This is a genomic window from Thermococcus sp. (assembly GCF_026991495.1).
Lineage (GTDB): Archaea > Methanobacteriota_B > Thermococci > Thermococcales > Thermococcaceae > Thermococcus.
This window is the reverse complement of the sequence record NZ_JALXBJ010000021.1, coordinates 1-26,695: the sequence shown is the minus strand read 5'-3', so window position 1 is coordinate 26,695 and position 26,695 is coordinate 1. Positions and strand designations below refer to the sequence as shown.

27 protein-coding genes, 3 tRNA genes and 1 pseudogene are annotated in these 26,695 nt (G+C 54.6%); 16 read left to right on the top strand and 15 right to left on the bottom strand.

What is annotated here, in order from left to right; translation table 11 throughout:
* Positions 1-46 precede the first annotated feature (46 nt).
* The 3 genes from MVB78_RS02190 (at position 47) to MVB78_RS02180 (ending at position 1,146) form a co-directional block, all read left to right on the top strand.
* On the top strand, positions 47-538 hold the full coding sequence (locus tag MVB78_RS02190; protein ID WP_297487380.1) for a hydrogenase maturation protease: 492 nt from the start codon (positions 47-49) through the stop codon (positions 536-538).
* Between the two features lie 55 nt (positions 539-593).
* A complete protein-coding gene (locus MVB78_RS02185; RefSeq protein WP_297487490.1) occupies positions 594-812 on the top strand; it encodes a TRAM domain-containing protein in 219 nt (72 codons plus the stop codon).
* 67 nt (positions 813-879) lie between these two features.
* Entirely contained in the window at positions 880-1,146 is a 267-nt protein-coding gene (locus MVB78_RS02180) for a ubiquitin-like small modifier protein 1 (RefSeq protein WP_297487488.1), read from the top strand.
* 12 nt (positions 1,147-1,158) lie between these two features.
* On the opposite strand, the gene MVB78_RS02175 is transcribed toward MVB78_RS02180, so the two are convergent.
* Together MVB78_RS02175 and MVB78_RS02170 are read right to left on the bottom strand one after the other, a co-directional pair.
* A complete protein-coding gene (locus MVB78_RS02175; protein WP_297487378.1) occupies positions 1,159-2,835 on the bottom strand; it encodes a hypothetical protein in 1,677 nt (558 codons plus the stop codon).
* A 174-nt stretch (positions 2,836-3,009) separates the two neighbouring features.
* On the bottom strand, positions 3,010-4,269 hold the full coding sequence (locus MVB78_RS02170; protein ID WP_297487486.1) for a CGP-CTERM-anchored Cys-rich protein: 1,260 nt from the start codon (positions 4,267-4,269) through the stop codon (positions 3,010-3,012).
* A gap of 127 nt (positions 4,270-4,396) precedes the next feature.
* On the opposite strand from MVB78_RS02170, the gene eno reads away from it, so the two are divergent.
* Positions 4,397-5,689 (top strand): phosphopyruvate hydratase, encoded by a 1,293-nt coding sequence (eno, locus tag MVB78_RS02165; RefSeq protein ID WP_297487484.1) that lies wholly within the window; start codon positions 4,397-4,399, stop codon positions 5,687-5,689.
* Here eno and MVB78_RS02160 read toward each other — a convergent pair.
* Positions 5,670-6,170, bottom strand: a complete 501-nt coding sequence (locus MVB78_RS02160) for a PadR family transcriptional regulator (protein ID WP_297487376.1) — start codon at positions 6,168-6,170, stop codon at positions 5,670-5,672. The two genes, eno and MVB78_RS02160, sit on opposite strands and share 20 nt — an antisense overlap.
* Before the next feature lie 132 nt (positions 6,171-6,302).
* On the opposite strand from MVB78_RS02160, the gene MVB78_RS02155 reads away from it, so the two are divergent.
* Entirely contained in the window at positions 6,303-10,412 is a 4,110-nt protein-coding gene (locus MVB78_RS02155; protein WP_297487374.1) for an MMPL family transporter, read from the top strand.
* 82 nt (positions 10,413-10,494) lie between these two features.
* Positions 10,495-11,331: a radical SAM protein gene (locus tag MVB78_RS02150; RefSeq protein ID WP_297487372.1), complete on the top strand. Its 837-nt coding sequence runs from the start codon at positions 10,495-10,497 to the stop codon at positions 11,329-11,331.
* Here MVB78_RS02150 and MVB78_RS02145 read toward each other — a convergent pair.
* The gene (locus MVB78_RS02145; RefSeq protein ID WP_297487483.1) at positions 11,324-12,451 is read right to left on the bottom strand and encodes a M20 family metallopeptidase; all 1,128 of its coding nucleotides are present in this window, start codon (positions 12,449-12,451) and stop codon (positions 11,324-11,326) included. The two genes, MVB78_RS02150 and MVB78_RS02145, sit on opposite strands and share 8 nt — an antisense overlap.
* A gap of 476 nt (positions 12,452-12,927) precedes the next feature.
* Positions 12,928-13,005, bottom strand: a tRNA-Tyr gene (locus tag MVB78_RS02140).
* A 70-nt stretch (positions 13,006-13,075) separates the two neighbouring features.
* Between MVB78_RS02140 and MVB78_RS02135 the strand changes: the two genes are divergently transcribed.
* From MVB78_RS02135 to MVB78_RS02125, 3 genes are read left to right on the top strand one after another with little or no spacing between them, the layout of a single operon-like run.
* On the top strand, positions 13,076-13,654 hold the full coding sequence (locus tag MVB78_RS02135) for a hypothetical protein (protein WP_367270982.1): 579 nt from the start codon (positions 13,076-13,078) through the stop codon (positions 13,652-13,654).
* Between the two features lie 33 nt (positions 13,655-13,687).
* Positions 13,688-13,885 carry a type II toxin-antitoxin system HicB family antitoxin gene (locus MVB78_RS02130; protein WP_297487370.1) on the top strand — a complete coding sequence of 66 codons (198 nt, stop codon included), beginning with the start codon at positions 13,688-13,690 and terminating at the stop codon, positions 13,883-13,885.
* Positions 13,869-14,438 carry an aldolase gene (locus MVB78_RS02125; RefSeq protein ID WP_297487368.1) on the top strand — a complete coding sequence of 190 codons (570 nt, stop codon included), beginning with the start codon at positions 13,869-13,871 and terminating at the stop codon, positions 14,436-14,438. Before MVB78_RS02130 ends, MVB78_RS02125 begins: the two co-directional genes overlap by 17 nt.
* Before the next feature lie 15 nt (positions 14,439-14,453).
* On the opposite strand, the gene MVB78_RS02120 is transcribed toward MVB78_RS02125, so the two are convergent.
* Positions 14,454-14,705: a UPF0147 family protein gene (locus tag MVB78_RS02120; protein ID WP_297487366.1), complete on the bottom strand. Its 252-nt coding sequence runs from the start codon at positions 14,703-14,705 to the stop codon at positions 14,454-14,456.
* Between the two features lie 225 nt (positions 14,706-14,930).
* On the opposite strand from MVB78_RS02120, the gene MVB78_RS02115 reads away from it, so the two are divergent.
* From MVB78_RS02115 to MVB78_RS02100, 4 genes are read left to right on the top strand one after another with little or no spacing between them, the layout of a single operon-like run.
* Positions 14,931-15,698, top strand: a complete 768-nt coding sequence (locus MVB78_RS02115; protein WP_297487365.1) for a basic amino acid ABC transporter substrate-binding protein — start codon at positions 14,931-14,933, stop codon at positions 15,696-15,698.
* A gap of 32 nt (positions 15,699-15,730) precedes the next feature.
* On the top strand, positions 15,731-16,417 hold the full coding sequence (locus MVB78_RS02110) for an amino acid ABC transporter permease (RefSeq protein ID WP_297487363.1): 687 nt from the start codon (positions 15,731-15,733) through the stop codon (positions 16,415-16,417).
* A complete protein-coding gene (locus MVB78_RS02105) occupies positions 16,395-17,156 on the top strand; it encodes an amino acid ABC transporter ATP-binding protein (protein WP_297487361.1) in 762 nt (253 codons plus the stop codon). The genes MVB78_RS02110 and MVB78_RS02105 overlap by 23 nt, the downstream gene beginning before the upstream one ends.
* Before the next feature lie 9 nt (positions 17,157-17,165).
* A complete protein-coding gene (locus MVB78_RS02100) occupies positions 17,166-17,843 on the top strand; it encodes an amino acid ABC transporter permease (RefSeq protein WP_297487359.1) in 678 nt (225 codons plus the stop codon).
* Here the strand turns inward: MVB78_RS02100 and cobO are convergent, their stop codons facing one another.
* Positions 17,844-18,371, bottom strand: a complete 528-nt coding sequence (cobO, locus tag MVB78_RS02095; RefSeq protein ID WP_297487479.1) for a cob(I)yrinic acid a,c-diamide adenosyltransferase — start codon at positions 18,369-18,371, stop codon at positions 17,844-17,846.
* Between the two features lie 585 nt (positions 18,372-18,956).
* A tRNA-His gene (locus MVB78_RS02090) sits at positions 18,957-19,033 on the bottom strand.
* A gap of 141 nt (positions 19,034-19,174) precedes the next feature.
* Here MVB78_RS02090 and MVB78_RS02085 point away from each other — a divergent pair.
* Complete coding sequence (locus tag MVB78_RS02085; RefSeq protein ID WP_297487357.1) at positions 19,175-19,801, top strand: hypothetical protein; 627 nt, start codon at positions 19,175-19,177, stop codon at positions 19,799-19,801.
* A gap of 26 nt (positions 19,802-19,827) precedes the next feature.
* On the opposite strand, the pseudogene MVB78_RS02080 reads toward MVB78_RS02085, so the two are convergent.
* Both MVB78_RS02080 and MVB78_RS02075 read right to left on the bottom strand, forming a co-directional pair.
* Positions 19,828-19,914: pseudogene (locus tag MVB78_RS02080) on the bottom strand (lipoate--protein ligase family protein); the annotation flags it as partial.
* Positions 19,915-20,128: 214 nt separating this feature from the next.
* Positions 20,129-20,268, bottom strand: a tRNA-Trp gene (locus tag MVB78_RS02075).
* A gap of 149 nt (positions 20,269-20,417) precedes the next feature.
* On the opposite strand from MVB78_RS02075, the gene fbp reads away from it, so the two are divergent.
* Together fbp and gor are read left to right on the top strand one after the other, a co-directional pair.
* Entirely contained in the window at positions 20,418-21,545 is a 1,128-nt protein-coding gene (gene fbp / locus MVB78_RS02070; protein WP_297487478.1) for a fructose-1,6-bisphosphate aldolase/phosphatase, read from the top strand.
* A 94-nt stretch (positions 21,546-21,639) separates the two neighbouring features.
* Positions 21,640-23,598 carry a glyceraldehyde-3-phosphate:ferredoxin oxidoreductase gene (gor, locus tag MVB78_RS02065; RefSeq protein ID WP_297487356.1) on the top strand — a complete coding sequence of 653 codons (1,959 nt, stop codon included), beginning with the start codon at positions 21,640-21,642 and terminating at the stop codon, positions 23,596-23,598.
* Between the two features lie 155 nt (positions 23,599-23,753).
* Here gor and MVB78_RS02060 read toward each other — a convergent pair whose 3' ends face one another.
* From MVB78_RS02060 to MVB78_RS02040, 5 genes are all read right to left on the bottom strand, one after another.
* A complete protein-coding gene (locus MVB78_RS02060) occupies positions 23,754-24,371 on the bottom strand; it encodes a hypothetical protein (RefSeq protein WP_297487354.1) in 618 nt (205 codons plus the stop codon).
* On the bottom strand, positions 24,353-24,781 hold the full coding sequence (locus MVB78_RS02055; RefSeq protein WP_297487352.1) for a hypothetical protein: 429 nt from the start codon (positions 24,779-24,781) through the stop codon (positions 24,353-24,355). Before MVB78_RS02055 ends, MVB78_RS02060 begins: the two co-directional genes overlap by 19 nt.
* A gap of 5 nt (positions 24,782-24,786) precedes the next feature.
* On the bottom strand, positions 24,787-25,560 hold the full coding sequence (locus tag MVB78_RS02050; RefSeq protein WP_297487350.1) for a hypothetical protein: 774 nt from the start codon (positions 25,558-25,560) through the stop codon (positions 24,787-24,789).
* A 305-nt stretch (positions 25,561-25,865) separates the two neighbouring features.
* A complete protein-coding gene (locus tag MVB78_RS02045; protein WP_297487348.1) occupies positions 25,866-26,138 on the bottom strand; it encodes a hypothetical protein in 273 nt (90 codons plus the stop codon).
* 5 nt (positions 26,139-26,143) lie between these two features.
* Positions 26,144-26,341 (bottom strand): hypothetical protein, encoded by a 198-nt coding sequence (locus MVB78_RS02040; protein ID WP_297487346.1) that lies wholly within the window; start codon positions 26,339-26,341, stop codon positions 26,144-26,146.
* Between the last annotated feature and the right edge of the window lie 354 nt (positions 26,342-26,695).

The window sequence follows — 26,695 nt, the reverse complement described above, 5'->3', positions numbered from 1 at the left end:
ATTAGTCACGGATAGAGATATAAACCTTTCGGGGAATGAGCAGGTGATGGCGGGGGAGAAAGCGCTGATACTGTGCCTCGGCAACGAACTTATGAAGGACGATGGCGTCGGGCTTAGGGCAGGCAGGATTTTAGCGGAGAAAGGCTACAACGTCCTTGAGGTCGGAACCGACATCTTCCTCCTTCAGAATCACTATAAGGGTGAGGGCAGGCTGATAATCATCGACGCGATTTTAAGCGATGAGCTTAGACCTGGGGAGATAATTCACCTGCAGGGCAGAGAAATCTTTGAGAAGCTGAAGGCTGAGATAAGGAGCGCCCACTTCATGGGGGCTGTGGAGGGTCTGATGCTTCTCATGAAACTCGATGAGCGCCTGGCGGGGGCAGAGGTGCATTTCGTAGGCGTTGCCACGAAGGAGATAGACCTCGGCATGGAGCTGAGCGAGGAGGTCAAGAGGGCAGTTCCGAAGGTTGTCGAGCTGGTTGAAAAGCTGGCGGGCACCCAAACATTTATATACTCTCCCGCGAACCGGGGGTGAGGCTCTTCTCGGAGTCTTCCCTGGAGAGCCCAAAGTTGGAAAGTTGGTGTTGGATATGTACGGAGACAGGTTTGGTGGATATGGAAACGAAGCCCCCGTTAAGGTTGGGGAGAGGTACAGGGTCAGAATCGAGAGCCTTGGTAAGGGCGGTGACGGCATCGCCAAGATCAAGGGCTTCGTTATCTTCGTCCCGAACACCCAGGTCGGCGACGAGGTGGAGATAGTTATCAACTCAGTTAAGAGAAAGTTTGCCTTCGCATCGGTCATCGAGTGACCCTTTGACCTTCTCACTTCTTACAATCCTTTTTTAAACCCCCAACCTACTCCCTCTGGTGGGCGGAATGAGGGTAAAGGTTAGGTACTTCGCCCGGTACAGATCCCTCGTCGGAACCGGGGAGGAAGAGGTGGAGCTCCCCGAGGGGGCAACGGTCATGGACCTGATAGAGGTTTTGAAGGAGCGCCATCCGGTTCTTAAAACCGAGGTCTTCGCGGAGGACGACGACCTCGCTGACGTCAACGTCTCAAGGAACGGCCGCTACGTGAGGTTTGATGAGATATTGAAAGAGGGGGACGTTGTGGCCCTCTTCCCGCCGGTCAGCGGGGGATAAAAAAAGAAAGGGTCATTTCTTCCTCTTTTTCATCAGAGGGGGTAGGGCAGTTAAGGCGAGCAACGATGCAGGGCCGCATATTCCCTTGTCTGAGGGGCTGCCTTTTCTCTGTGGGGAGCCCGCTTCATTCTCAGGAGTTTTTGTCCCCGGAGATGTTTTATTCCCTGGGGAGGACGAGGTTGTAAGTGAAGCATTTCGGAGGGCACTCAGGTTAACGCCCCCGCACATCTCGGCTCCGTTCTCAACGATGCGGTATATCCCGTCCAGCTCCCCCGGCTTTACCCTGTTGTCCATTACAAAGCCCCATATCGTGTTGGTCAGATTGTTCTGAACCTCGCTTTCCACGTAATCAATGCAGGAGTAGGTTTTGTTCCAGTCCTTCAGCTGGAAATCATCCGGGGAGAAGAACGTGGGGTCGTAGCGCACGTGGATGTATCCCTTCGCAAAATCGAACGCCGAGATTATCAGATAGCTCGCGTTCAGCATCCTCCGGTATTCCCCCGGAAGCGGAATCGTGAGCAGCTCCGAATCGTTCCGATACTGGAAGGGAGGAAAGAGCACGTCCGCGAGGGCGTACATGTCACCCACACCGTATTCCATTGGGGTGGGGGTGTGAAAGATGAGGGCCGCCTTTATCGCGGGCAGTAGGGCGCTCTCATCCCCCGTGGAGAGGTACTTCCTGAGCGAGCTGACTGTAACGTTCTGCGGTATCAGGTCAAACAATTTTATGTTAACGGTAGTGGCATTGGGAGAATCAAAGGGTCTCCAGAGGCCGCCGTACTCAAGGGGATATCCGTCCCTCATGCTGAAATACAGAGGAACCCCAAGATAGACCGACTTATCCTGGAACATCTGGGGGGTCAGGTTGAGCACGAAGTTCCAGATGAGAGTTGAGGCCTTCTCCGTGTCGTTTGAGAGTCGGACTTTCTGGATGATGTTCTCAAGTATCCAGGGGTTCCTCTTCAGGGAATCCATCGTTAACCTGGTTGAATTCAGAATCCTCTCCCAGAAATCCCTGGGGCTCTTTGCGAACGGAACGAGGGGAAGAAAGCCCACGGGGGTTTTCTCGTCCCCGTCGATCAGATATGCCTCGCCGCTCCTCCGGTTAACGAGAAACTTTACAAGAATTCTGCCGGGGAGCGGGTAGGAATCCCCGGTATCGTTCAGAATGCCTCCAAAATCAAGGCCGAGGGTGATGTTTGAAACCGAGACCTCAACCAGCTCGTGGGTGGAGTTGTAGGGGGAGTAGGAGACCGTAACGTTTTCGGAACGCAGTTCTACCGGGACGGTGATGGGAGTATTCGTGTACACGTTCATGCGAAGGAGCTTCATAGGGGAATCGTTCCCGAGGTGGAAGTAGCCCCTAATGAAAGAGGCAAGTGCTTCATCGCTCTCATTCTCCACTCCAGTGACCCTGACTTCGATTCCCGAGACGTTCCTGCAGCCGGTGTAGAGGGAGCCCTCAATCCTCCAGATCGTTCCGTTGATCACCGCGTACTCAACGAGATACCTGTCGGGATACTGAAAGCAGGGGGGAGCAACGTACACCTGATACGTGAAGTTGCTCGTCAGCAGGTAGAGGGGCACCGGGGCAGTTATTTCCTCTCCGGCACTGACATGGGGAACTTCAAGTCCAGAGATAAGAAAGAGGAGCAAAAGAGACAGAGATACCAGCGATTTAGACTTCACGAGACCACCTCCGGAGCCGGGACGGTGAAAATTATTAATATGCCAATTGTCCGTTTCATGCGCTCATCTCTCGATAAGTATTCGCTATCAACATGTTATAAGTATTTATAAACCTTTTTAAAATAGGACTACTCCCCAAACAAAAAGAGAAAAGCAGAAAAAGCCAAGAAAAACTTACCTTCTCCTCCTTATCATCCCCACTAATACTGCAATTCCCAAGATCAGAGCCGGGCCGCAGATGGCCTTCACTCCCCCGGCATTCGTCTTCGGTTCATAGGGTTCCGCCGCCTGGCTGCCCGGCGTTACGTTCGGCCCGCTCCCCGGGTTGAGGACACCGGTTCCGGGACGTGCTCCACCAGATGAAGAGCCGTTGCTCTGAACCGGCGGCCCAACCCAGCCAGTTGAGGCGTTTCCTGCTCCTGAACCTCCTCCGCACCTCACGAGCTGTGGATCCTTGCTCTCGTCGTAGGGTACCCATGCGTAGGTCCCGTTCTTGGTCTCGTACCAGCCTATGTGGGAGTTCCAACCTGCGTCACCCCAGTTTGCTATCTCCGAGATCTCCCCTATGTCCCGATCGCTGAGCCCCTTTACCGCGCCGTTCCTGAGGAGCTCGTTGAGGGCCGCCTTCACGACTTTGGAGGCGTTCACTTCCTCCGGGCTGTACGCTGGTCCCTCCCTTGAGCCGGACACGAGGCTTAACCTCGTGCAGTTTATTCCCACAACGCTGAAGAACTCCTTAAGAGCCCTCTCAAGCTCCTCGGGATTTGGCCCCGTTGCCTCAATCCTCACCCTCCCAGCCCTTATCACCCTGTTGGGGTCGACCCCATGTTCTTTGAGGCACTTCTCGAAGGCCGGGTTCGGCTTCCACGAGCAGGTTCCGTTCACACAGCCGCAGCTCGTGAGCTTGAGGCAGTCGTACCACTTAGCGTAGACGCACGGCGAGACGATCTTTCCCGCCTCCCACTTGGGTGCGCAGATCTCGCCGGAGCAGCCCCCGGTGGCGCAGTCCGAATCGGAACTGCACTCCTTCTTCGGGAAGCTGATCTTGAGCGTTACGTTGCCCTTTTTGAAGACGTTGACGCTCGAACCGTTTTTGACCATTGACGTTCCGACCCAGCCCATCTTCGTCAGCTGGCTCAGGTTCCCCCCAGTGATCACGAGAACCCCGGAGTAGCTCCAGTAAGCCCCGGTTTTCCTCTTCTGAGGGATCTCCACCCTCACGTGAAGGCCATCGCTTCCGTTCCAGAGCCTCATGACAAAGCTCCTCTTACCCACGTTAAGAACGCCTGGAACCGTTGCATTGGGGTTGTAGGCTATCCCGGGCTTGTTTAGAACAACCTCAACGGCATACCTATCCCTGGGGCTGAAACAGGCGACCGCCAGGGGAAGGGACAGCATCAGCAGTATTATCACAAGCCCGGCGATGAGCCTCATGCACTTCACCACCATCCACTTCGGTGTCATCATATTTAAGGGACACCATGGCTTCAAGCGCGTTTGAAGCTTTCCCTTCAAAACCGTTATAAGACACCCGATGGAGTTATCACCCGAGGTGATTGGTATGGAGAACCCGTTCGAGATAACGAACGTAATAGCGAGGGAAATACTCGACAGCAGGGGCAACCCGACGGTTGAAGTCGAGGTCTACACCCCGATCAGCATGGGACGCGCAGCGGTTCCGAGCGGTGCTTCAACGGGAACCCACGAGGCCCTTGAGCTCCGCGACGGCGGAAAGCGCTACCACGGCAAGGGCGTTAGAAGGGCCGTTGAGAACGTCAACAAGATAATCGCGCCGGAGATAATAGGAATGGACGTCACATGGCAGAGGGACATCGACACGCTAATGCTCGAACTCGACGGCACCGAGAACAAGAGCAACCTAGGCGCAAACGCGATCCTCGGCGTTTCCTTAGCAGTTGCGAGGACAGCGGCAAACGCTCTCGGTCTCCCGCTCTACCAGTACATCGGAGGCACCAACGCCTACGTAATGCCCGTCCCGATGAGCAACGTCATAAACGGCGGCGTACACGCCGGCAACGAGCTCGACTTTCAGGAGTTCATGATCATGCCGGTCGGAGCCGACAGCTTCCGCGAGGGAATAAGGTGGGTTTCCGAGACCTACCACGTTTTAAAGGGCGTCATCGCTGAGAAGTACGGCAAAGACGCCGTAAACGTCGGCGACGAGGGCGGCTTCGCACCCCCGGTGAAGGAGCCGCACGAGCCGCTCGAACTCCTTATCGAGGCCATCGAAGAGGCCGGCTACAAACCGGGCGACGAGATAGCCTTCGCCATGGATCCTGCCTCGAGCGAGTTCTTCCACGCCGACATCGGGAAGTACGTCGTGGCTGGGAAGGAATACGACGGCGGCGAGCTTTTGGAGCTTTACAGGGAGCTTGTATCGAGCTACCCCGTGGTTTCCCTCGAGGACCCCTTCCACGAGGAGGACTGGGAGAACTTCGCCCTCATAACGAGGGAGCTTGGAAGCAAGATACAGATCGTCGGCGATGACATCTTCGTCACCAACCCGAAGAGGATAAGGAAGGGGGTCGAGATGGGAGCGGCAAACGCACTCCTTCTAAAGGTCAACCAGATAGGGACGCTCAGCGAGGCCATTGATGCGGCTTACACAGCCTACAGGGCCGGCTGGGGAGTAGTCGTCTCCCACCGCTCGGGCGAGACCGATGACCCGTTCATAGCCGATTTGGCCGTTGCCCTCAACACGGGCCAGATAAAGACCGGTGCCCCGGCGAGGATGGACAGGAACGCCAAGTACAACCAGCTCATAAGGATAGAGGAGGAGCTTGAGGGCATAGCCGTCTATCCGGGGCGGAAGTTCAGGAACCCCTTCCTCTGAGCTCCTTCTTCCTCTTCAGCTCTTCGAGCTCCCTTTTCTTCTCCTCCAAAACGCCGATTATGCCGTCGAGGAGCTTCACGTACTCCCCTATGGCCTCGGCAGGAATCTCCTTTCCGTAACCCATCTCCCTGAGCTTCTCGCGGAGCCTCTCGTGGTACTGAACCGCTAAGTAGAGGGACTTCAGGGCGAGCTCGTTGGCCTCCCTCAGGTAGAGCCAGCCCCGCTCGGTAAGCGCGTACCTGACAACGCGTCTCTTTCCCCTGTACTCCTCCCTCGGCTCTATCAAACCTTCCTCGGCCAGCTTGTTGAGCATGGTGTAGAGGTTCCCGTGACTGGGCTTCCAGTTGCCGAAGGTAACCTTCTCTATCTCCTTCAGTATCTCGTAGCCGTGTGCCTCCCCCTTCAGGCCTATGATGAGGAGTATGAGGTTCTTCAGGGGGACGGTGAAGAGGTTCCTCACGAGGCTGGAGTCCGCGGACATGCTCTCACCACCTGCGAAAGGCTTATAAACTTCACCCGTCCCATATATGTCTGAACTAAACATATCCTGAAAGGACAGATTTACAATTGACACATATGTGATAACCGTTTAAAAGGCTTTGGGGTGGTTGCGATGGCCTGGAACGAGTGGATAGCAAAGCACGCAAAGCTCGTGCTCCTCGCCTGGATAGTGGTGATAATCCTCATGAGCCCCCTCGCGGCCAAGCTGAGCAAGGTCACCAACTACAGCGAGGAGCAGATGGTCTCCCACAAGATAGAGTCCATAAAGGTGCAGGACATAATGTCAAAGGAGTTCACGAGGGCCCAGAACGAGAACACCACTTACCTGCTCATCACGAACATAAGCGTCAGCGACGAGAGGGCCAAAGAGGCCTATTACGCCTTCAAGGAGCGGGTCGAAGGTAAATACGCCGACAACGTAACCTCTTACTACGACGCCCTCAACGAGCTCTGGAACATGACCTCCAATTTAACCCTCAACCTGACGATGATGACCGCAAACCTCACGGGAGTCCTTTACTCCACGGCAGTCCAGAGCAACGAAGGCTTCGGCAGGCTCCTCAACGCGACGTTCCAGCTCGACAACACGACGGCCATGGTGAGGAAAGGCCTGGTCGGTGCGGCGAGGGGCTATCTGACCTTAAAGAGGAACGTTACATCCATCTACAACCAGACCCTCCTCCTTAGGAACGCGCTAAACAAAACGGATACGGCTTACGTTGCCCTCGGGAGAAACCTGACCTCCACTGCTGAAATGCTCAGATCCCTTAACTCCACACTCGCAAACCTCAACCGCGGCCTCTACGTGCTCAACTCAACCTACGGAAGGACGTACATGGGGGTTATAGCAGTTCACAGGGCTCTCCTCGCGGGCGGAGCCTACGGCAGGGGAAACCTCACCCAGGCCGAGGCGGGGGCGATAGCAAACCAGACGGGAACAACTCCAGAGTTTGTCTACGCGGTCTTCAACTCGGTTTACTCCGTTTACTCAAAGGCGGGAAGCCAAGCTATCACCGATGCGTTCCTCGCCAACGTCACTGAGGGGATCGTAAAAGCAGGCTCGTCCTCTGATCAGGCCCCCCTCGTTGAGGCCTACGGAAGGGCATTCTACCTCGGTGTTAGGGCATTCGACGGAAGGGCCAGGAGCGAGTACGCCCTCCAGGGCATGTCTCCCGGGGAGCTGGCCAAAGCTGTCGCGGGAATAGCTACCTCTGCTTTCCAGAGCCTTCCAAAGGCCATAGCGCAGGCCAACCAGACTGTCGTTGTGAGGGGCTTTGGTGAGCTTGATGCGAAGAGCTTTTCCGGGATAGTAGAGACCGCAATCTCGCTCGGGCCGAACCCAAGCGCCGGGGCAGTCGAGAACGCTACCGTTGAGGTTGCGCTTTCCTTCATCGGCAGCGCCCCCAACAACCCCATCTCAAAGCTTCCGAACGCGAGGGAAGTCCTGAGGGAGCTCCTTATTGAGGGGCCGACGAAGGAGCTTGAGAGAAGCCTCCTCCTCTCGGGCATGGAGGAGAACCTTCCAAGCGAAGCCTCCCGGTTCGCCCCGCTCATAGTTGACACCGTTCTGGCCTACGACGGAAACGCCACAGCGGTTCTCTCAAGGAACCCTGCCGTTCTTGAAAACGCCACCCTTTCAGTCCTCAAGGCGATGACGGCGAAGATGGGAGTCAAAGTTGACGAGAACCTGCTGAGGAGCATCTACGAGAGCAACGGGAACCCCCAGGTTCTCGGTGAAATCGCCATTGGGATGCTTAAGGCCGGACTCACGGAGCAACTGGAGAAGGCCGGGCTCCCGAACGCCGGCGATGTGGCAGAGCTCATCGTCAAAACGGCCACAGAAGACCCCGAAGGAATAATCAGCGGTGAGAAGCTTGAGGATGCAACGGTGAAGGTCGTCTCGGCGCTGGCTTCAAAGATGAGCGGTGGGGCAAACTTCAACGTCTCCACCATTGTGAGGAAGCTCTACGAAGGCTCAGATCCGAGGGAGCTCGCAGAGAACCTCTTCCTCCGGGGAGTCAGGGAGAGGATGAGCAACATAAGCGCACCGGAGGAGTTCAAGGGGCTCTTCCTGAACGTCACCGAGGCAGTAGTTAAGAACTACCCGATGAGCGGTGGGGAGATAGAGAAGCTCGTCAAGGAGACGGTGAAGTCTTTCGTTACTTCCTACGCGAGCAACAACCCCTACGGCATAAAGATAACCTTCAACGCCACAAAGCTCGCGGATATAGCCTTTAAATTCAAGGACGATCCGGGCAAGATAACCCCCAACGACGTCAAGCCCCTGACTGAGGAGCTCTTCCCGACGGTGAAGGAGAAGGCCGGTATCTACTTAAGCATGCTCAAGAGCAAGGACAACACAACGATGCTAATCACCTTCGTTCCCCACGGGAAGCCGGGACCGAGCGACGACCTCTACCTGTACAGGGCCGGAAACGCAACGCGCGTAAAGGGAATAGCCCTTGAGGAGTTCGGAAAGTACTTCCCCAAAGTCGAGGGCGCCCTCGGGGGAACGCCGATCCAGATGCACGAGATGACGGAGTACGGAAAGAGGGACAACGCCACGACGACGAAGGCGAGCATGATAATGGCGTTGATAGTCCTCTTCATCCTGATGGGAATGGCCCTGCTCGCAACCTTCCTGCCCTTCACCGGCGTCGCGACCTCCGCTTTGACAGCCTTGGGAATAGCGTACCTGCTCGCGAGGGGTGGAATACTGAACATCGGGAGCTGGGCCCAGATGCTGACCATTACGACCGCCCTCGGCCTCGGTATCGACTACTCGACCTACTACGTCCACCGCTTTAAGGAGTACGTTGCCGAGGGCTACGAGCATGAGAAAGCCGTTGCTGAGGCTCTGAGGAGGGCTAAGGATGCCGTTTTGGCCAGTGCTTTCACAGACATCATAGCCTTCGCCAGCTTCGTTTTAGCGTGGGAGTTCCCGATATTCCAGCAGATGGGCATAATAGCACCACTCGCGGTAATCACGGTGCTCATCGCGAGCCTCACCTTCATCCCCGCCATAACAGCACTGATAGGAGACAAGAGCTGGTTCTGGTGGCCTAGGCATATAAAGCACGTAAGCGCCATGGACGTTCACGAGAGGAGCAGAATAGCGGAGTGGGTCATCAAGCACGCCAAGGTCGTCCTCCTGATAGCGCTCCTCATAGCGACGCCCGCTACCTACACATTCCTGACATTCAAGGGGACGCACGACCTGACGCTCTTCCTTCCAAAGGACAGCGACACGCTTAAGTTCATGAAGCTGAGCGAGGAGAAGCTCGGCGCATCGCTGATGTCGCCCAACTACGTGATAATCGAGTTCAACGGCAACGTTACCGGCGACGACCTCAAGCTCATAGACGAGGTGACCGCCCACATAGCTTCGATGAAGGGAGTTAAGGCAGTCTACTCGCCAACGCGGCCCTATGGAGAACCCGTCAGCAACCTAACGCTCTCAGCGATAAAGGCCCTCGGCGGCGACAGGTTCATCTCCTCAAAGGGAGACAAGGTGATGATCCAGGTGGAGAGCGTTTACAGACCAACGGACAAGGGGGCCAGGGAGCTCGTGAAGGAGCTCAGAGCTTATGTCAGGGGACTGGCGGCGAAGAACCCGCGGATCAAGGCCGGCCTCGTCGGCGGCGGAGCGGCGCTCTCAATGGACCTCTCGGACAGGATAAACGACATCTTCTGGCACAGGATAATTCCGGTTGCCTTGGTGCTCATGTTACTGTCGCTCATACCGACGCTCAAGGGACTTCCTGCGGTTGCCTCGACGATGAGCACGATATTCCTCGGCGTCATGACGAGCATCTGGGTCTCAACGTGGCTCTTCGAGAAGGTCTTCAACCAGCAGGTCATGTGGTTCCTCCCGCTGATGGTCTTCGTAGTGCTCATGGGCGTCGGCATAGACTACAACAGCTTCTACCTGGTCAAAGCGAGGGACGAGTTCGAGCGCAGGAAGCCGGACGAGTCCCTCATCGTCGCCGCTGGAACAATGGATACGCTGGTCATAGGGCTCTCGATTGTTTTAGCGAGCACCTACGGGGCGCTGATGCTCAGCAGCACATGGGGAATGAGGGAGATGGGCTTCGCGCTGGCAGCGGGGATACTGCTGACGGCGACGATGGCTGTCTACTTCATAGGGCCCGCCTTCATGAGCCTCTTCGGTGAGAAGGCCTGGTGGCCGCTGTTCAAGAACCGCGGGAAAGAACGGGAGTGATTTCCTTTTCCATTTTTGTCCCAAAACCATTATATTCTCCCAATCTTTTTCTGAACAGGCAGAGAAGAGGAACGGTGTTTCAATGGCCGAGAGAAGAAAGCTCAAAATCTACATCCCGGGCATAAAGTTTCCCTCCGTTTCCGTCACGGGCAGTGCCTGTGCCCTGAACTGCGCCCACTGCGGGGGGCACTACCTTGAGGGCATGAAGAAGCCGGAGCGGGGGGAGCTTTTGAGCTACTGCCTCGACCTTGCTAAAAGAGGCTACCTCGGCTGTTTGCTGAGCGGCGGGATGGACGGCCGCCTAAAAGTGCCCCTCGACTTCTACGCCGACGAGATAAGGGAGATAAAGCGTCGCACGAACCTTAAACTCAACGCTCACGTCGGCTTTATAGACGAGAACGATTTGAAGTGGCTCCGTTGGGTTGACGTCGTTTCCCTCGACTTCGTTGGCGACGACGGGGTGATAAAGCGAGTTTACAAGATAGACAAAACAGTCAGGGACTACCTCAGGGTACTCGATCTCCTCACAGAGAACGGGATAATGGTTGCGCCCCACATAACCATCGGTTTGGATTTTGGGAGGATACACTGGGAGTATAAGGCGATAGACCTGCTGGTAAAGTACCCCCTAAAAGTCCTCGTCCTTGACGTTCTCATCCCGACTAAGGGAACCGAGATGGAGAACGTTCCAAAGCCTTCCGTCGAGGAGAGCCTTGACGTGGTGAGGTACGCGAGGGAGCGCTTTGACGGCGAGCTGAGCATCGGCTGTATGCGTCCGCTCGGAAAATGGAGGCTGGAATTCGACAGGGGGGCGGTTTTAGCTGGCGTCAACAGGCTGACAAACCCGCCGAGGAAAATCATAGAGTGGGCAAAGACTTTGAGGGACGTTGAGATAATTTACGAGTGCTGCGTTATGTGAGCATCCCCCTTGAAGTCCCTAAGGTTTTCATAAGCTCCACATACGTCATCTGAACCCTCTGGACGGAGGAGAGGCTGACCCATTCGTCTGCGGCGTGCCAGTTTGAGCCCCTCGGGCCGAAGACGATGGTTGGCACCCCTAAGTAAGCGCCGAAGTAGTTGAAGTCCCCAACGCTCTTTCCGTAGGTCTTCCGGGGTTCCTCCCCCCAGAGGGACTTGTAGACCCTAATCAACGTGGAGGCAAAGCGGTTGTTGTCCCTGACAACGTAGGGGGGCATCTCCGGCGTCGGTCTGTTAAAGCGGCTGACCTCGATGTTGGCCTTTATTCCAAGCTTCTCCATGGCGGCCCTTACCTCGGCCTCTATCCTATCCCAGTCCTCCCCGATCACAACGTGCCTGTCAACTATCGCCTCGGCGTAGTCGGGAACGCTCAGACCGTCCGCTTCACCGTGGATGTAGAGGGTGCAGTAGGAACCCCTGCCGAGGCGTCTGTGGGTTTTCATCCTCACGGTCGGCAGGTACGAGGTGAGTCTGGAGAGCTCCTCTATCGCGTTGATGCCCTCCTCGGGCCGTGCGGCGTGGGCTTTCCTGCCATGGGCCTTCAGATGGAGAACGAACCTTCCCCTGGCCCCGAGCATCACCGCCTCGTTTGTGGGCTCGGCCACGAAGACGACGTCGGCGTCCTTTATTGAGCCGCTCTCTATGAGCCGCCATGCACCCCGGGAGTAGCCCTCCTCGTCAACGACTGCAGTGAACACAACGGTGGGCCTCTTCCTCCTCGGGAGCTTGGACACCTCTACAAAAGCGGAGATTATGGCGGCGAGCCCGCCCTTCATGTCGGCGCTCCCGAGGCCGTAGAAACGGTCCCCCTCCACTTCACCCCAGGGGTTCCTCGTCCATCCATCGGAGAGACCAACGGTGTCCATATGACCGTTGAGAACCACCGTGGTTCTCTTACCTTTTATACGGGAGATAACGTTGCTTCCAAAACCCTCGATTTCCTGATACTCAACGGGCAGGCCGTGCTCCTCAAGGTAGGAGCCTATGAACTGTGATACTCTACCCTCCTCACCGAACCGGGAGGGGATGGAAACCAGCTTCCTCAAAAGTTCATCCCACACCCTTTTCACCATATCCTATTTAGAACTTAATGTTTAAATGCTTTTCTAAAAATGATGCCAAAGCTTTGAGATTTCCTGCAACAATATACAAACTACATCAACAACCATACATTCACAAACGAGAGAAGTTGTAAGAAAGATGATGGGCTCATTAACGAGTTGTATATACCTCCAAATGAAAAAAGATAACAGAGAGAGCATTGTGCTCCCCTGGATGGCTAAAAATACGGAACCAACTTCACAAAAAAGGTGCCTGAAATCTTCAACGGAGAACATTTTGAACGAGAATGGTATGGATCAGCAACATACCATGGGGGAAGGGATGGGGAGGAGCCAATATATGGTTCGAAAACCTAACTAAAAGTTAGGATTTTAGATTCATTCAGAACATCCTGAAGTCAGGGTTTGGCCTTCTTTGAGGGGCACCGGACCAAAACCAGCCGATTAGGGAAGGCAGAACACCGGCAGAATTCTGGTGGTCCCGCGGCCCGGATTTGAACCGGGGACCTGCGGATCTACAGTCCGCCGCCACTCCCAGGCTAGGCTACCGCGGGACCTCTGCCCGAAGGGTAATCCTCAGAGCAGGTTTATAAATTTTTCTCCATACCAAACCCGGTGGTGGTAATGCTCGACCCGGTGACGCTGGCGATGCCCCTCGCGAAGAGCATCGAAGAGCACATCCTGAGAACCAAGAAACTCCCGAACGGCGAGGAAATAAGAAAAATCCTCGTAAACCTCGGACTGGAAGGCCTTTATTCAGGCAGGGGGGTGGCAGTTTTAAGGAACCGCTGGTTCGTTGTGCTGATTTTCCCGAGAAAAAACGGGACGGTAATCGACATCATCCCCTCAACGGGAGAGCTCAGCGACGCCCTGGAAGTCGTCGTTTACCACGACAGGAAGCTCAACGCCCTGATAGCTGAGATACTGCCGGCCAACGAACTTGAGTACGAGGGGAACATCGGTCTTGAGCCTGTTATGGTGGACGCTGAGAGCGGGGAGCTAATCAGCACGCCTGTCTTGGGTGACTTTTCGGAGGACGAGGAGGGGCCGTACCTTCTTATAGACGGCGAGACCTTTGGACGCTGGAAGGAGAGCGGAAAGCTGAACGTCTGTCCTATCTGCGGGGGAGAGCTGGTGTGGAGGGGAAGGGAAGCCCACTGCCTCGACTGCGGATACCGGGTTAAGATTGGAGACAAGGTATAAGTATCAAAAGGGCAAACAGTAGGCGGTGAGGATATGATAGTGAAGTTTGATGTGTACTTTGACGGGGAATACTGGTGTGCTAGGGGGATCGAGGAGGATATATTCACCCAGGGGAAAACCCTCGATGAGCTCATGGAGAACCTCCGCGAGGCCGTTGAGCTTCATTTTGAGGAGGAAATCGAGAGGGGAGAGAATATTTCAAAAGGTGATCTTTGTGAGCCGTGTAATTAAATCCCAGCTGGTAGAATACTCCCGTCTTGCCCACCAACGCGGTTTAACCGCAGCCTTCGGCGGAAACCTGAGCGTAAGGCTCGGGAACAGGGTTTTCATAAAAGCGACCGGTGCCGTCATGGACGAGATGAACGAGGCTCAGGTGGCTGTTATCGACATGAACGGAAACCAGCTCTCGGGCGTAAGGCCCTCCTCGGAGTACCGCCTTCATCTGGCCGTTTACAGGAAGAGGCCCGACGTTAGGGCCATAGCCCACCTCCATCCACCTTATTCGATAGCGGTCTCGGCCCTTTTGAGGGGCGAGCTCCCGATAATAACCCCCGAGGCGGAGCTCTACCTCGGAAAGATACCGATAGCACCGTTCAGGCCCGCTGGAACCGAGGAGCTCGCCGAGGTGACTTCAGAGGCTCTGAGAAAAGCCGACGCGGTTATAATGGAGAGGCATGGCGTAGTCACCGTCGGCAGAACCCTAAGGGAGGCCTTTTACAAGGCCGAACTCGTCGAGGAGAGCGCGAAGCTTTGGTACCTGACTGAAGGGCCCGGTGGGAAATGAGCGAAAAAATAAAGCTCACTTCACCTGCTCAAGGGCCCCGAGAACCTCCCAGATGATGGTTCTCGTGTGCATGGGCATGTTCGGGTCCTCGCTTATCTCCTCAAGGATGACTATGGCGTCGGCCGCCCTGACGGCCGGCTCCTTGCTCTCGTCGAGGAGTATCTCTATGGCTTGCTCGGCCGCCCGCCTTATGTTCCTCGGGACGACCGTGTCCTGAACGACCTGATCCTTGAGAACCTGGACGATCTGCTGGATGAGTTCACTCATGCTATCACCCCCTTTTCTTAAAAATTGTTACTAAAACCTTCCCAGCTTACCTTATGCTCTCTCGGCTAAAAAGCTTTTCGGTCAACGTCGAAACATGCCCGACTCGGAAGGCGAAACCTCTTCTCCCCGGCCCGAGGGTACATGGGATTTGTGACCTGGAACTTTAACAACCGGATAAAAGTAGGCTTTTAAACTGGATTGCCAAATTTAGAGCGGTGACCCTTCATGAAGGGGAAGTCCCCCTATATCGGCGTTTTCATAGCGGTCTCCCTCCTGTTAGCGGTCGCCGCGAGCGGCTGCATCAGCACCGGGACAAAGGAGAAGGTTCTCGTGGTCGGGACGAGCGCAGACTTCCCGCCCTTCGAGTACAAGAACGCAAGCAACGGCCAGATCACCGGCTTCGATATCTCCCTGATAAAGCTCATAGCCAAGAAGATGGGCTACGACAAGGTCGAGGTAAAGGACATGGACTTCGACTCCCTCATTCCAGCCCTCCAGACGGGAAAGGTCGACGTTGTCATAGCGGGCATGACGATAACACAGGAGCGCGAAAAGGTAGTTGACTTCAGCATCCCGTACTGGGAGGCTGATCAAGCCGTCCTCGTGAGGAAGGGCTCGGGGATAAAGGTCTCCTCGGTGGACGACCTCAAGGGCAAGAAGATAGGGGTCGAGAAGGGGACAACTGGAGCAATCTACGTCAAGAAGCACCTCGGCAACAGCTCGACGATAAAGGAGTATCCAACTTACGTTGCGGCAACGGAGGCCCTTTTGAACGGTCAGGTGGACGCCGTTGTCCTCGACAGTCCGGTCGCGAAGATGTTCTCCAAGAAGTACAGCGTTGAAATCGTCTACACAATAAAGACGGGCGAGCACTACGGAATAGCGGTCAAGAAGGGCAACAAAAAGCTCCTCGACGGGATAAACAATGCCCTCAAGGCCATAATGAACTCTCCGGAGTGGAACAAGCTCGTAGAGGAGTACTTCGGGAGCTGACTCCCCTTTTCCTTTTCCGGAGGGTGCTGGCGTTGATAGGAACGGCGGTTTCTCTCGACGTTGCAATGAGGATGCTCCTCGAAGGGGCAAAGATGACAGTCGTCCTCTCGGTCCTCTCGATAATCCTCGGCCTCCTCCTTGGCCTTCCCGTGGCGATAATGGAGACCTACGGGGGCAGGCTGCTGAGGTACGTAGCCATGGTATACGAGGGAACCCTCAGGGGGATTCCGCTCCTTGCGATATACATGGTGATATTCTTCTCGATGCCTCTCCTGACGGGGATAGGCCTGCCGGCCTTCTGGGCGGCGGTTATAGGCCTCGGGATACGCTCTTCCGCCTACCAGTCCCAGATATTCAGGAGCACCATACAGGCCGTTGGCGAGGGGCAGATAGAGGCAGCGTACTCCCTCGGGATGTCCAAGTTGGAGACCCTCAGGTACGTTGTTCTTCCGCAGGCGATAAGGATGGCCGTTCCGGCGTGGATGAACGAATACGTCATAGTCCTGAAGGACACCTCGATAGCCCTCGCCATAGGCATAGTCGAGCTCACCAGGCAGGCCCAGTACCTCGTTTCGATAACAGGTGAGCCCTTCCGCTACTACGGCCTCGCCGCCTTCCTGTACCTGATAATGGTTCTCCCGCTCACCTATCTGGCGGGGGTTCTGGCGAGGAAGTACGGGATAAAGGGGACGGGGGGTGCCTCCAACGTCAGAATCTGACGTTCTGATAATTAGAAACCTGAAGAAGAAGTTCGGGGAAAAGACGGTTCTCAATGGGGTCTCCTTCGGCGTGAAGAGGGGCGAAACGAAGGTCATAATAGGGCCGAGCGGTGCGGGGAAGAGCACCCTCCTCAGGTGCATCAACAGGCTCGTCGAGCCCGATGAGGGGGAGGTAATCTTCGACGGGATAAACGTCCTCTCGAAGGACGTGGACATAAGGAAAATCCGCGCGAGGATAGGCTTCGTCTTCCAGCACTTCAACCTCTTCAAGCACCTGACCGCGCTCGAAAACGTCAAGATAGGGCCCAAGGTGGTGAAGGGCCTGAGCGACGATGAGGCCGAGAAGATAGCGGTCAAAGCTCTAAAGGCGGTTCACCTTGAGGAGGACGCCTTTGAGAAGTACCCGGCCGAGCTGAGCGGTGGGCAACAGCAGCGCGTAGCGATAGCGAGGGCCCTCGCGATGGAGCCCGACATAATACTCTTCGACGAGCCAACTTCCGCCTTAGACCCCCAGCTCGCGGGGGAAGTCTTGGATGTCATGAAGGAGCTCGCTAAGAAGAAGGTCACGATGCTGGTAGTTACACACGAGATTGGCTTTGCTTTGAACGCTGCTGACGAGGTGCTCTTCTTCTACAACGGAAGGATTTGGGAGAGGGGAGAGCCGAGGGAGCTGCTCTACAACCCGAAGAGGGAGGAGACGAAGGCCTTCCTGAGGAGGATAGCGGATTTGTCACTGTGAGGTGGGAGGATGGACTACGGATTCATATTAGGACAGCTCGCCAAGGGGCTTGAAGTTACCCTTGAGCTGACACTCCTCGGCTTCCTCGGGGGCTTTGCCCTAGGCTTTCTCTTAGCTATAGCGAGAACCTACAGCGGCGGCATCTCCAAAGCGCTGGCGGTAGCTTACATAGAACTAATAAGGGGCACCCCCATGCTCCTCCAGTTATACATAATCGGCTTCGGGCTACCCCTCCTCATAAGGAAGTACCTCCCGAACTTCGTCATGAACCCCACGATAGCGGCCCTCCTCGGGATAATGCTCAACAGCGCGGCTTATCAGGCTGAGTACATGAGGGGGGCCTTCAACTCGATAGAGTCGGGCCAGATAGAGGCCGCGCTCTCCCTTGGCATGACGAGGTGGGAGATAATAAGACACGTCGTGTTCCCGCAGGCCTTCAGGATAATGCTCCCCAGCTGGACGAACGAGATGGTCTACCTCCTCAAGTACTCCTCGCTGGCCATGCTCCTCGCGGTTCCAGAACTCATGTACATGGCGAGCGTCACCGCATCGGAGACCTTCCTCTACGCCCAGATATACCTGATAGTCGCGGGGATTTACCTGGTCTTCGCAACGCTGATAATCCAGCTAATGCGCCTCGTGGAGCTCAAGATCCACATTCCAGGGGTAACAACGATAAAGAGGTGATCAGTACTCCACGCCCCTCCTCGCTAGGACACCCCTCTGGTAGGGGTGCTTTATCTCCCTCATCTCCGTCACGTAGTCAGCTAACTCGAAGAGCTCTTCCGGACAGTACCTTCCGGTGAGGACGAGCTCCGTGCGGGGGGCTTTCTTCTTTATCAGCTCCTTAACCTCACCCACGTCGAGCATGCCAAAGCCGAGGGCGACGCAGAGCTCGTCGAGGACAACCAAATCCCACTCGCCACTTGAAGTGACTTCCCCTGCCCTTTCAAGGGCCCTCTTTGCAGCTTTTATGTCCTCCTCGCTCGGCTTCCCGTGAACGAACTTTGGCAACCCGAAGGACTCTATAACCGCTCCGCACTCCTCTATCTTAACCTGCTCTCCGTAGGCCCTGCCAGCCTTCAGGAACTGGATTATTATCACCCTTCCCCCAGAACCCAGCATCCTGACGGCCAATCCAAAGGCTGAAGTCGTTTTCCCCTTCCCGTTGCCGGTGTAGATGTGCACGAGACCAAGTCTGTCTTTCCACGACATTTCATTCACCAGGTGGATATAATCGCCAGGGTTTTTAGGGGTTTGGGTAAATCAACTCGGGGAGGTCAATCCAGAAAGTCTTCCATATCAGATCACTATTCGATGAGCGGGCACTTTTGGATGCTTTGAGGGGAGCAAACACTCAAGAATAATTGTTAAACCCTTCTGGAAGTCAGAATTTTAAAAAGGCACTTCATCTTCCGCCAGCGCTGAAGTTTTTTGAAAAAAGCTTCACCAAAAGTTTGTAGCTCCTGTTCAGAAAGCCTCCAATGGAAGGAACTGCAAGCTCTCCGCCAGCGCTTGCGCAAACAAACTTTGCAAAACAAAGTTTGATCAAATGGGAACTTCCGCGAAAATGCCGGAAAGAGTCTGCACGTCTTCTCAAGATTGAAGCTCAACGCGGGTTTGCGCTTGAAAAAACAAGCTAAAGCAGGTTTCAACGTTCCCAACGCCCGAAGGGCGTTATTCTCACGGTGAAACCTTACTGAGCTTAGCGGATGAACAAGCAAACCGCTCTTGAAACTGAGAATTTTTAGAAATGACATGCAAACTTTGATCAAACTTTTCTGGTGAAGTTTGCTGTTGTGGGGCCAGGGCCGGGATTTGAACCCGGGCTAGGGGATCCACAGTCCCCTGTGCTAACCAGGCTACACCACCCTGGCCACGCCCAGCTAAAGCTTTTGGGTTAGCTTTATAAAGTTTTCGCCAGAAATCCAGAAAAACGCCCCCATAGATGGTTATGTGGCGAGAGAAGGGTTTAAAACTGAAATCCAGCTCGAAAGGCGTTCGGGGGTGGTCTTGAGATGAAGGCCAAGCGCGAGGCCCTCCAGAGCCTCTTCACGGCGATGAATGAAGGAAAGGTGGACGAGGACATAATCGAGCTACTCCTCCTCATTAACTCCATCAAGGGAATCTACACCACAAGCTCATGCTCCGGCAGGATAGGAATAATTGAGGAGCCGGCTTTGGGGGCAAAGCCCCTCTCAAGATGGCTGGTAAAGGTTCACAGACCAATTGAATTTGAGGAGGCCCGGGAAGCACTTAAAGACGCGAGGAAAGGCCTCATATTCCTCAAAAGCCAGCCACCGATCTTCCACGTCATAGCGGAGGACATGGAGAAGGCCAAGAGGCTCCACGAGCTCGGCCTCGCGAGCGGCTTCAAGTACACGACCTTCAAGGCTATCTCAAGGAGGTACCTCGTCGAGATAAACGCAACGGAGTACCTAACCGCCCCCCTCGGAAGGGACGGGAAGGTTCTGGTGGGCGACGAGTATCTCCGCTTTGCCATTGAGATCGGCAACTCCATGCTGAGGCGCTCGAAGGCCAGGCTTCCGAGGTTGAAGGAGAAATTCAAAAAGCTGAGGGAAGAGTTAGGTGAAGACGAACTGTTCTACGGGCTCGCGGAGGAGTTCGGGATAGGGAGGGGTTGAAGACTATAAGCGGACAGTGCCAGGGCTTTCCCTTCGATCTTCGCATGCATTACCGCCTCACCTATCGCCATCTGGACCTCCGGTCGAGCGACTATGAGCGGGATGAAGGGCATCATTGAACCACCATGGTTAAAAGGTCAGGAGCGTTTTTATGCCCAGCGATGATGACGCCCAAGCCCTCCTGAGGGGTGATGAGAGCGGTCACCACTGAGCAACCTTTGCTTGCGCAAAGAAAGCTTGACCAAAAGAATTCTCTTTCTCATGAACGGGGGAATAATATCGGCGTCCACTTTCAAATGCCTCAACATTCGTCAGAAAGGCCTGCGATGGTGGGGGCGCGGGGATTTGAACCCCGGTCCGCGGGTTTCTCCGGGTCAGAGCTCCAAAGGCTCATCCCCGCTCAGCAAACCCGCAAGTCCTCATACCTCTGGAGCCCGCGATGATGGACCAGGCTACACCACGCCCCCATCCAGGGGTAGCTTGACCGGGCGGTTTATAAATTTTGCCCTCTCGCCCCGAAATATTTTCTAAGGTATGCTACGCCCGTGTTGGTGTCATCCTTGGTGATATCAACGTTTTATAAGATGCAGTGCCCTTAATCTCATCGGTGGTTTCAATGTTCGTCGGGAAGAAAATAACCATCAGCGTCATAAAAGCGGACATCGGCGGCTGGCCCGGCCATTCGAGGGTTCATCCGAAACTGATGGAGAAAGCGAGGGAAATCCTCGGCAAGGCGAAGGAGGAGGGAAAGCTGATAGACTTCTACGTCGCCCACGCGGGCGATGACCTCCAGCTCATAATGACCCACACGAAGGGAACCGACAGTCCGGAGATACACGGCCTCGCCTGGGAGACGTTCAAGGCGGCGACGGAGGTCGCCAAGGAGCTGGGCCTCTACGGAGCGGGCCAGGACCTCCTCAAGGACGCTTTCAGCGGGAACGTCCGCGGCCTCGGGCCGGGGGTCGCGGAGATGGAGATAACCCTCAGGAAGAGCGAGCCGGTGGTTACATTCCACATGGACAAGACCGAGCCTGGTGCATTTAACCTTCCGATATTCAGGATGTTTGCAGACCCCTTCAACACCGCTGGCCTCGTCATAGACCCCCACATGCACATGGGCTTCAGGTTTGAAGTCTGGGACATCCTCAAGCACAAGCGCGTTGTCCTCAACTCCCCCGAGGAGCTCTACGACCTCTTAGCCCTCATAGGGGCGAAGGGCCGCTATGTTATCAAGAGGGTTTACCCGAAGGAGGGGCACAAGATAAGCAAGGACGAGCCCGTTGCGGTGGTCAGCACGGAGAAGCTCTACGAGATAGCGGGGGAGTACGTCGGCAAAGACGACCCCGTCGCAATAGTCAGGGCCCAGAGCGGCCTTCCAGCACTCGGTGAGGTTTTAGAGCCCTTCGCGTTCCCACACCTCGTCAGCGGCTGGATGCGCGGGAGCCACAACGGACCCCTCCTGCCCGTCCCCATGAACTACGCCAACCCAACCCGCTTCGACGGTCCGCCGAGGGTTGTCGCCCTCGGATGGCAGATAAGCCCGAAGGGAGAGCTCATCGGGCCCGTTGACCTCTTCGACGACCCGGCTTTTGACTACACCCGGCAGAAGGCCCTTGAGATAACGGACTATATACGCAGGCACGGTCCCTTTGAGCCCCACAGGCTGCCACTCGAGGACATGGAGTACACAACCCTCCCCGGCGTTCTCAAGAAGCTTGAGGACAGGTTCGAGAAGATAGAGTGACCCCCTCCCGGGTTTTATTCTTTTTCTCCTGGCCGGAAACCTTAAATATTCTTCCCCCAAATCCAACACTCGGAGTGATACAGAGGTGGGGTTTATGAGGTTCACAGTCCTTCACGTCAATCTCGACGACGGTAGCGTCAGTCCGGAGGAGTACGGGGGAGAAGGGGTCTACGGAATCGTAGACTACGGCATCGAGCTCCACGAGAAGCTCGGAACCCATTCGATAGACCCCTACGATCCCAGGAATACCGTGGTTATGGGCATGGGGCCGTTTTCAGGCTCAATCCTCCCGGGGGCCCACAGACTCGTCTTCTTCTTCCGCTCACCGCTCTATGGAACGCTCTTCCCATCAACGATGGGTGGAGCAGCCTACGCCTTCAAGAACGTTGGGGTTGATTTCGTTACCTTCGAGGGGAAAGCCGAGAAGCCGGTTATCGTCATGCTCTACAACGACGGCTCGAACGTCAGGGTGGAGCTCCACGAGATCGAACTTGAAAAGATCATCGAGGTGTGGAGGGGTTACAAAGGTGAGGAAGGCGTCTACGCCCTGACCCAGTACCTCATAGACAACTTTGGGAACCTCTTTGACTTTGAATACCGCATAGCGGTCGTAGGACCGGCTTCGTTGAACACAAACTACGGAGCCATCTTCTCCCAGACCCTGAGGAAGGGCAAGCGCGTTGAGGGAAGCGAGGACTGGGCGGCTCGCGGAGGCTCTGGAAGCGTTCTCCTCAGAGCCCACAACGTCGTTGGGATAATATTCGGCGGGAAGCCGAGAAAGAGGGCCTTTCCCGGAGAGGATATCTCCTCCTTCAGAACCGCCAAGGCCATAGTTGAGGGCATCCACAAGAAGCCCTACAACGACGTCATCGCCGAGAAGACGGTTAAATACCGCTACAATCCAAAGCTGAAAACTGGAGGAACCTTTGGCGGCAACTACCCTGCCGAGGGAGACTTCGTCCCGATCCTCAACTGGAGCATGCCCTACATCGAGAAGGAGGAGCGCATAAAGATACACGAGGCCATAATGAAGTACTACTGGGAGCCCTTCAACAAGGAGGCAATAGAGACGAAGAACTGGACGAACTGCGGTGAGCCGTGCCCGGTGGTCTGCAAGAAGTACGCCCACGGCCACCACATAGAGTACGAACCGAGGGAAGCGAACGGCCCGCTCAGCGGGGTTATAACGCTCCGCGCGAGCGACATAAGCGTCCCAGCTGTGGATGCGATGGGCTTCGACGCCATAGAGTTCGGTGGAACCGCCGCTTGGGTTCTCGAGCTCGTCCACCGCGGGTTCCTCAAGCCGGAGGAAGTGGGTTTAAGCGATAGGCCGGAGTTCACGAAGGAGGCTTTGCTTGAGAGGCCCGTCGAAACGAGCGAGAGGAACGCGAAGCTGGTTGCTGAATTAGCCCACCGAGTCGCCTTCGCCGAGAACGAGATAGCGAAGATAATCGGCCTCGGGAAGAGGAAGGCCAGCGCCGTCTTTGACGAGAGGTTCAGGGACAGGCTTAGCTACGGGGAGAGCTTCAAGGACTACGCGGTCTTTACCCCGCTCGGCGAGGACGGGGAGATAACCCCCACGATGTACTGGGCTATAGGGAACTACATCCCGCTCCCGATACAGGGAAGATACTGGACGTTTTATCAGTTCGGCGTGTTCCTTGAGCCAGGGGAGCTCGCTCACAAAATAATAGCCTCCGCCCTCTGGGAGTTCTGGTACGACAACGTCGGCTGGTGCCGCTTCCACCGCAAGTGGATGAAGTCGGTTCTCAAGGCCCTCTTCATGGAGGCTTATGGTGAGAACGTTGACATGGAGGAGCACTCTAAGAGGCAGATCAAGCGCCTCATAGAGTTCGCCAAAAAAGCCGGCTACAGTCCCGTCTTCTGGGACTCGATGAGGGTCATAGACTTGGTCGCCCGGGGGAGCGAGGAGTTCGGGAACGAGAAGTGGGCCGAGCGCTTTAAGATGGACAAGGTCGGAACCGCCAAGGAGTACCTTGAGAAGGTTCTCGATGCGTACAGCGAGGAGCTCGGGGTTGAGTGGAGGATTTGAATTTAGAATATTCATCCCCTCTTTTCTTCATTATCGGCGGGGCATGGTTTTGAAAGAAGGATTTGCAGGGGAAAGCCGCGTCCCTTTCCCTCTCCTCACCGTCCGATATCGTGGAGCATCCCGTTTGAAGCTTAGGTCTATGTAGGCTGCCGCTATTATCTCTTACTGTACAGAACAATGGCCACAGCCCCCACACCAAGCACTATAAGGAAATAAAGGAAGCTCATTGAAGGAATTGCCTCGCTGGCTTTTTGCTGCTTTTTGTTAAGAGGGCTGAATTTTTCAATCTCCAAGGTGGCGTTCATCATCCTTGAGGTTGTTCTGACCGTCAGGTAGTGGCCGGACTCGATTTTAGTCGGCGCCTCAAAGGATTCAGCAACGTTCCCGTTTTTAAGCAGTATCTTTCTGTCGGTTAATATGAGGGTCACGTTCCCTCCTTTTTTCCACTCCCCCAAGCTGAGGGTCTTTGATGGGAAGAAGGCATAAACGCTGCCGTTGAGATCAAAGTAGAGCGTCACTATTGGAGCCAAGGTGGGGTAATCTCCCCCAACCGGAGACACAAGGATTCCCGGCCCTCTGATGAAAGTCACGTTGGCTGTGCTGATGTTCAAGATTTTTATTACCATAACGTCTCCCGGCGTCAAGTTGAACTGCGTCCAGTTCTCGTTTATCGTGGCCTTCATGACAACCGCGGCGCTGCTTCCGCAGAGGGCATACCCATGTAGCATCAAAACCGCCAATAAGACCAATCCCATCAGGCTTTTCCTGTGCACCTTTTATCACCCCTCGCTGTCCCGATGCCGTAGAGGGTCAAAAGTCCCAGAAGTGCGGGTGCTGTTATGACTACCGTGGGGACGTATGAGCCAGAAGTAATCGTAGAGACTACTGCAAATACGAAAAGCCCAGCTAAAAATGCCTTAGTGGCCTCCACACTCCTAAGGGCCACCGCCACGTATCCAAGCGGGATCAGGAGCGCCAGCAACAAACAGAGTGGGGTCAGGTTATCGACCAGGTAAACAGCCCTGAGACAAACCAAGGAAGCAACGAAAGTGAGGAGTTCAATCTTTTTCATAAGCGTTTTCGGCATTAAGACCGAAACCAATATCCCGATTAGACCGAGGATCAGCAGCACGGTTCCCTTTGTTATGCCAATCAAAAATGCAAAAAGTAGATATGGGAGCATCGTGTTCACCCCTCTTGATCAGCCAAAGCCTGAGTTCCTGGACTCGCTTTTATCGTTTCGGGGAGATCTTTTATGTTCCTGTCGTGGATGAGCTGGTTCTCAAGGCTACCAACCCCTGAAGAGCACGCACTACCCCCCGGGGAGTACCACATCCCCACTACTGCCTCATCTGAGCCAACTTTCCTGAAAAATATCCCGTAGAATTTGTACCACTCCCCGTATGCGTATGGTACAGTTACTACATATGAATTCTGTGGCACCCTAAAACCCACAGCAAATTCTGCATAGTCGTCAAAGACAAACCACCACCCTATAAACGATGGTTTTATCCCACTGACTTCCCAGACGAAATGTTCAGCCCAGTCCTTTTTCTCCCAATATGAAACAAATGTCCTTGGGATGTTAACGTTGAACCCGATGCTCTCGTACTCAAATGATACCGAATGCTGGGAGAATTTTATCCCACTTTTGGGAACGTGATTGGCCGGAACCTCGGCTGCACTCTCTGGTAGGACCGCAATATCCACATAGATGTACATTGGCCCAATCCATCCATCGTTTCTGTATTTTACGTCTTCTGTTGTTACCTTTATTGCATAGTAGTCATAGCTTGGATCAAGCTCACCAGTATCCTTGTACAGGATACCAGACAGTTTCATTATCCCATTGACTCCATATGAATAATCACTGCTGACCACTTCCTGAGATGCGGATACCGCTTGTGTTGTTGAGATAATTATTGCCCCAAGTAGAATCACTAACAACGCCCTCCATCTCACTGGTTTCACCTCCTAAAATTTTTGCATTACATATTGACAACTTTTCTTTATAAGTCTTTCCTTTTACTTTAAGTAAGAATTCTTCCTTTTTTTTTCGAGTGTAAGTTCATTCCGAGTTCAGTTTTCCTCTTAGAACTGTCCAAAAGAAGCCTGAGTAAAGAAGTTGCATGACCATGCAACGGCCAGACGCCCACAGGTTCTCACAAGTTATCTTCTTAGCCATCAAGTCACGGTTCTTGAAGTTTCTCAAGGAACGAGATAACCCCAAGGCACACATCCGGGAAAATAAATGCCAGAAATGAAAATTATGAAAAAACATGGCTCCCGGCGTGGTCAACATAGAGGGCCGCTATCATCATTAGGAGGATTAACAGGCTGGTAAGCATGGCATTCCTTGGGGTTATTCCTCCCTCGTTCTTTGCTAAGTAAATCCCGGTTTCGGCGAGGATTGCCATTGCAACTGCAAAGATGGCCAACAGGTGGTGTGTGATGAAATAGGTCCGGTCAAAGAGAAAGAGGCTCATGAAAAGCACCGTAAGGGCAAGTCCAACCCACTGGACAACGGAGACTGATCTCATGACAATCACCTCACTGACTTTTCTATTCTTGATCCACGTCTACTCAACTGCATCATCTCCGTTACCACCATAAACATTATGCCCACGGCCATCCACATCGCAACTGCTCTCATTGTTAAATGATGTGGATAAAACGTGTAGTCCACATACAGGGCAAAGCCCAAGGCTATGCATATCATGGCGGCACCCATTACAATGTCCACCCGCGATACGTACTGTTTTATGAGAAAAAGCTCCGTACCCAGAAGGGGATGATATGATAATCCCCATGACAGAGAGCAGGTGGCGGGCGGTAAAATAACTGGCATCCAGAGCGAGGACAGCAGCAAAAATCGCCAGCACTATTATGGCAACGTAGGATGGTACTCCTTCTCCCCGCATACGAACCCCTCCACTTTTGTCGCTTCCAACATCACGCTACCTTTTAAAATTAAAAACTTTGTATCAGGCTACAGTGACCCAGCCTGACCCGTGGTTCTTTATCCAGTCATGGGCAACTTTTGACATCATGGAGGATATAACTGCATTGGTGTATCCTCCAACAGCGGGGATTGACA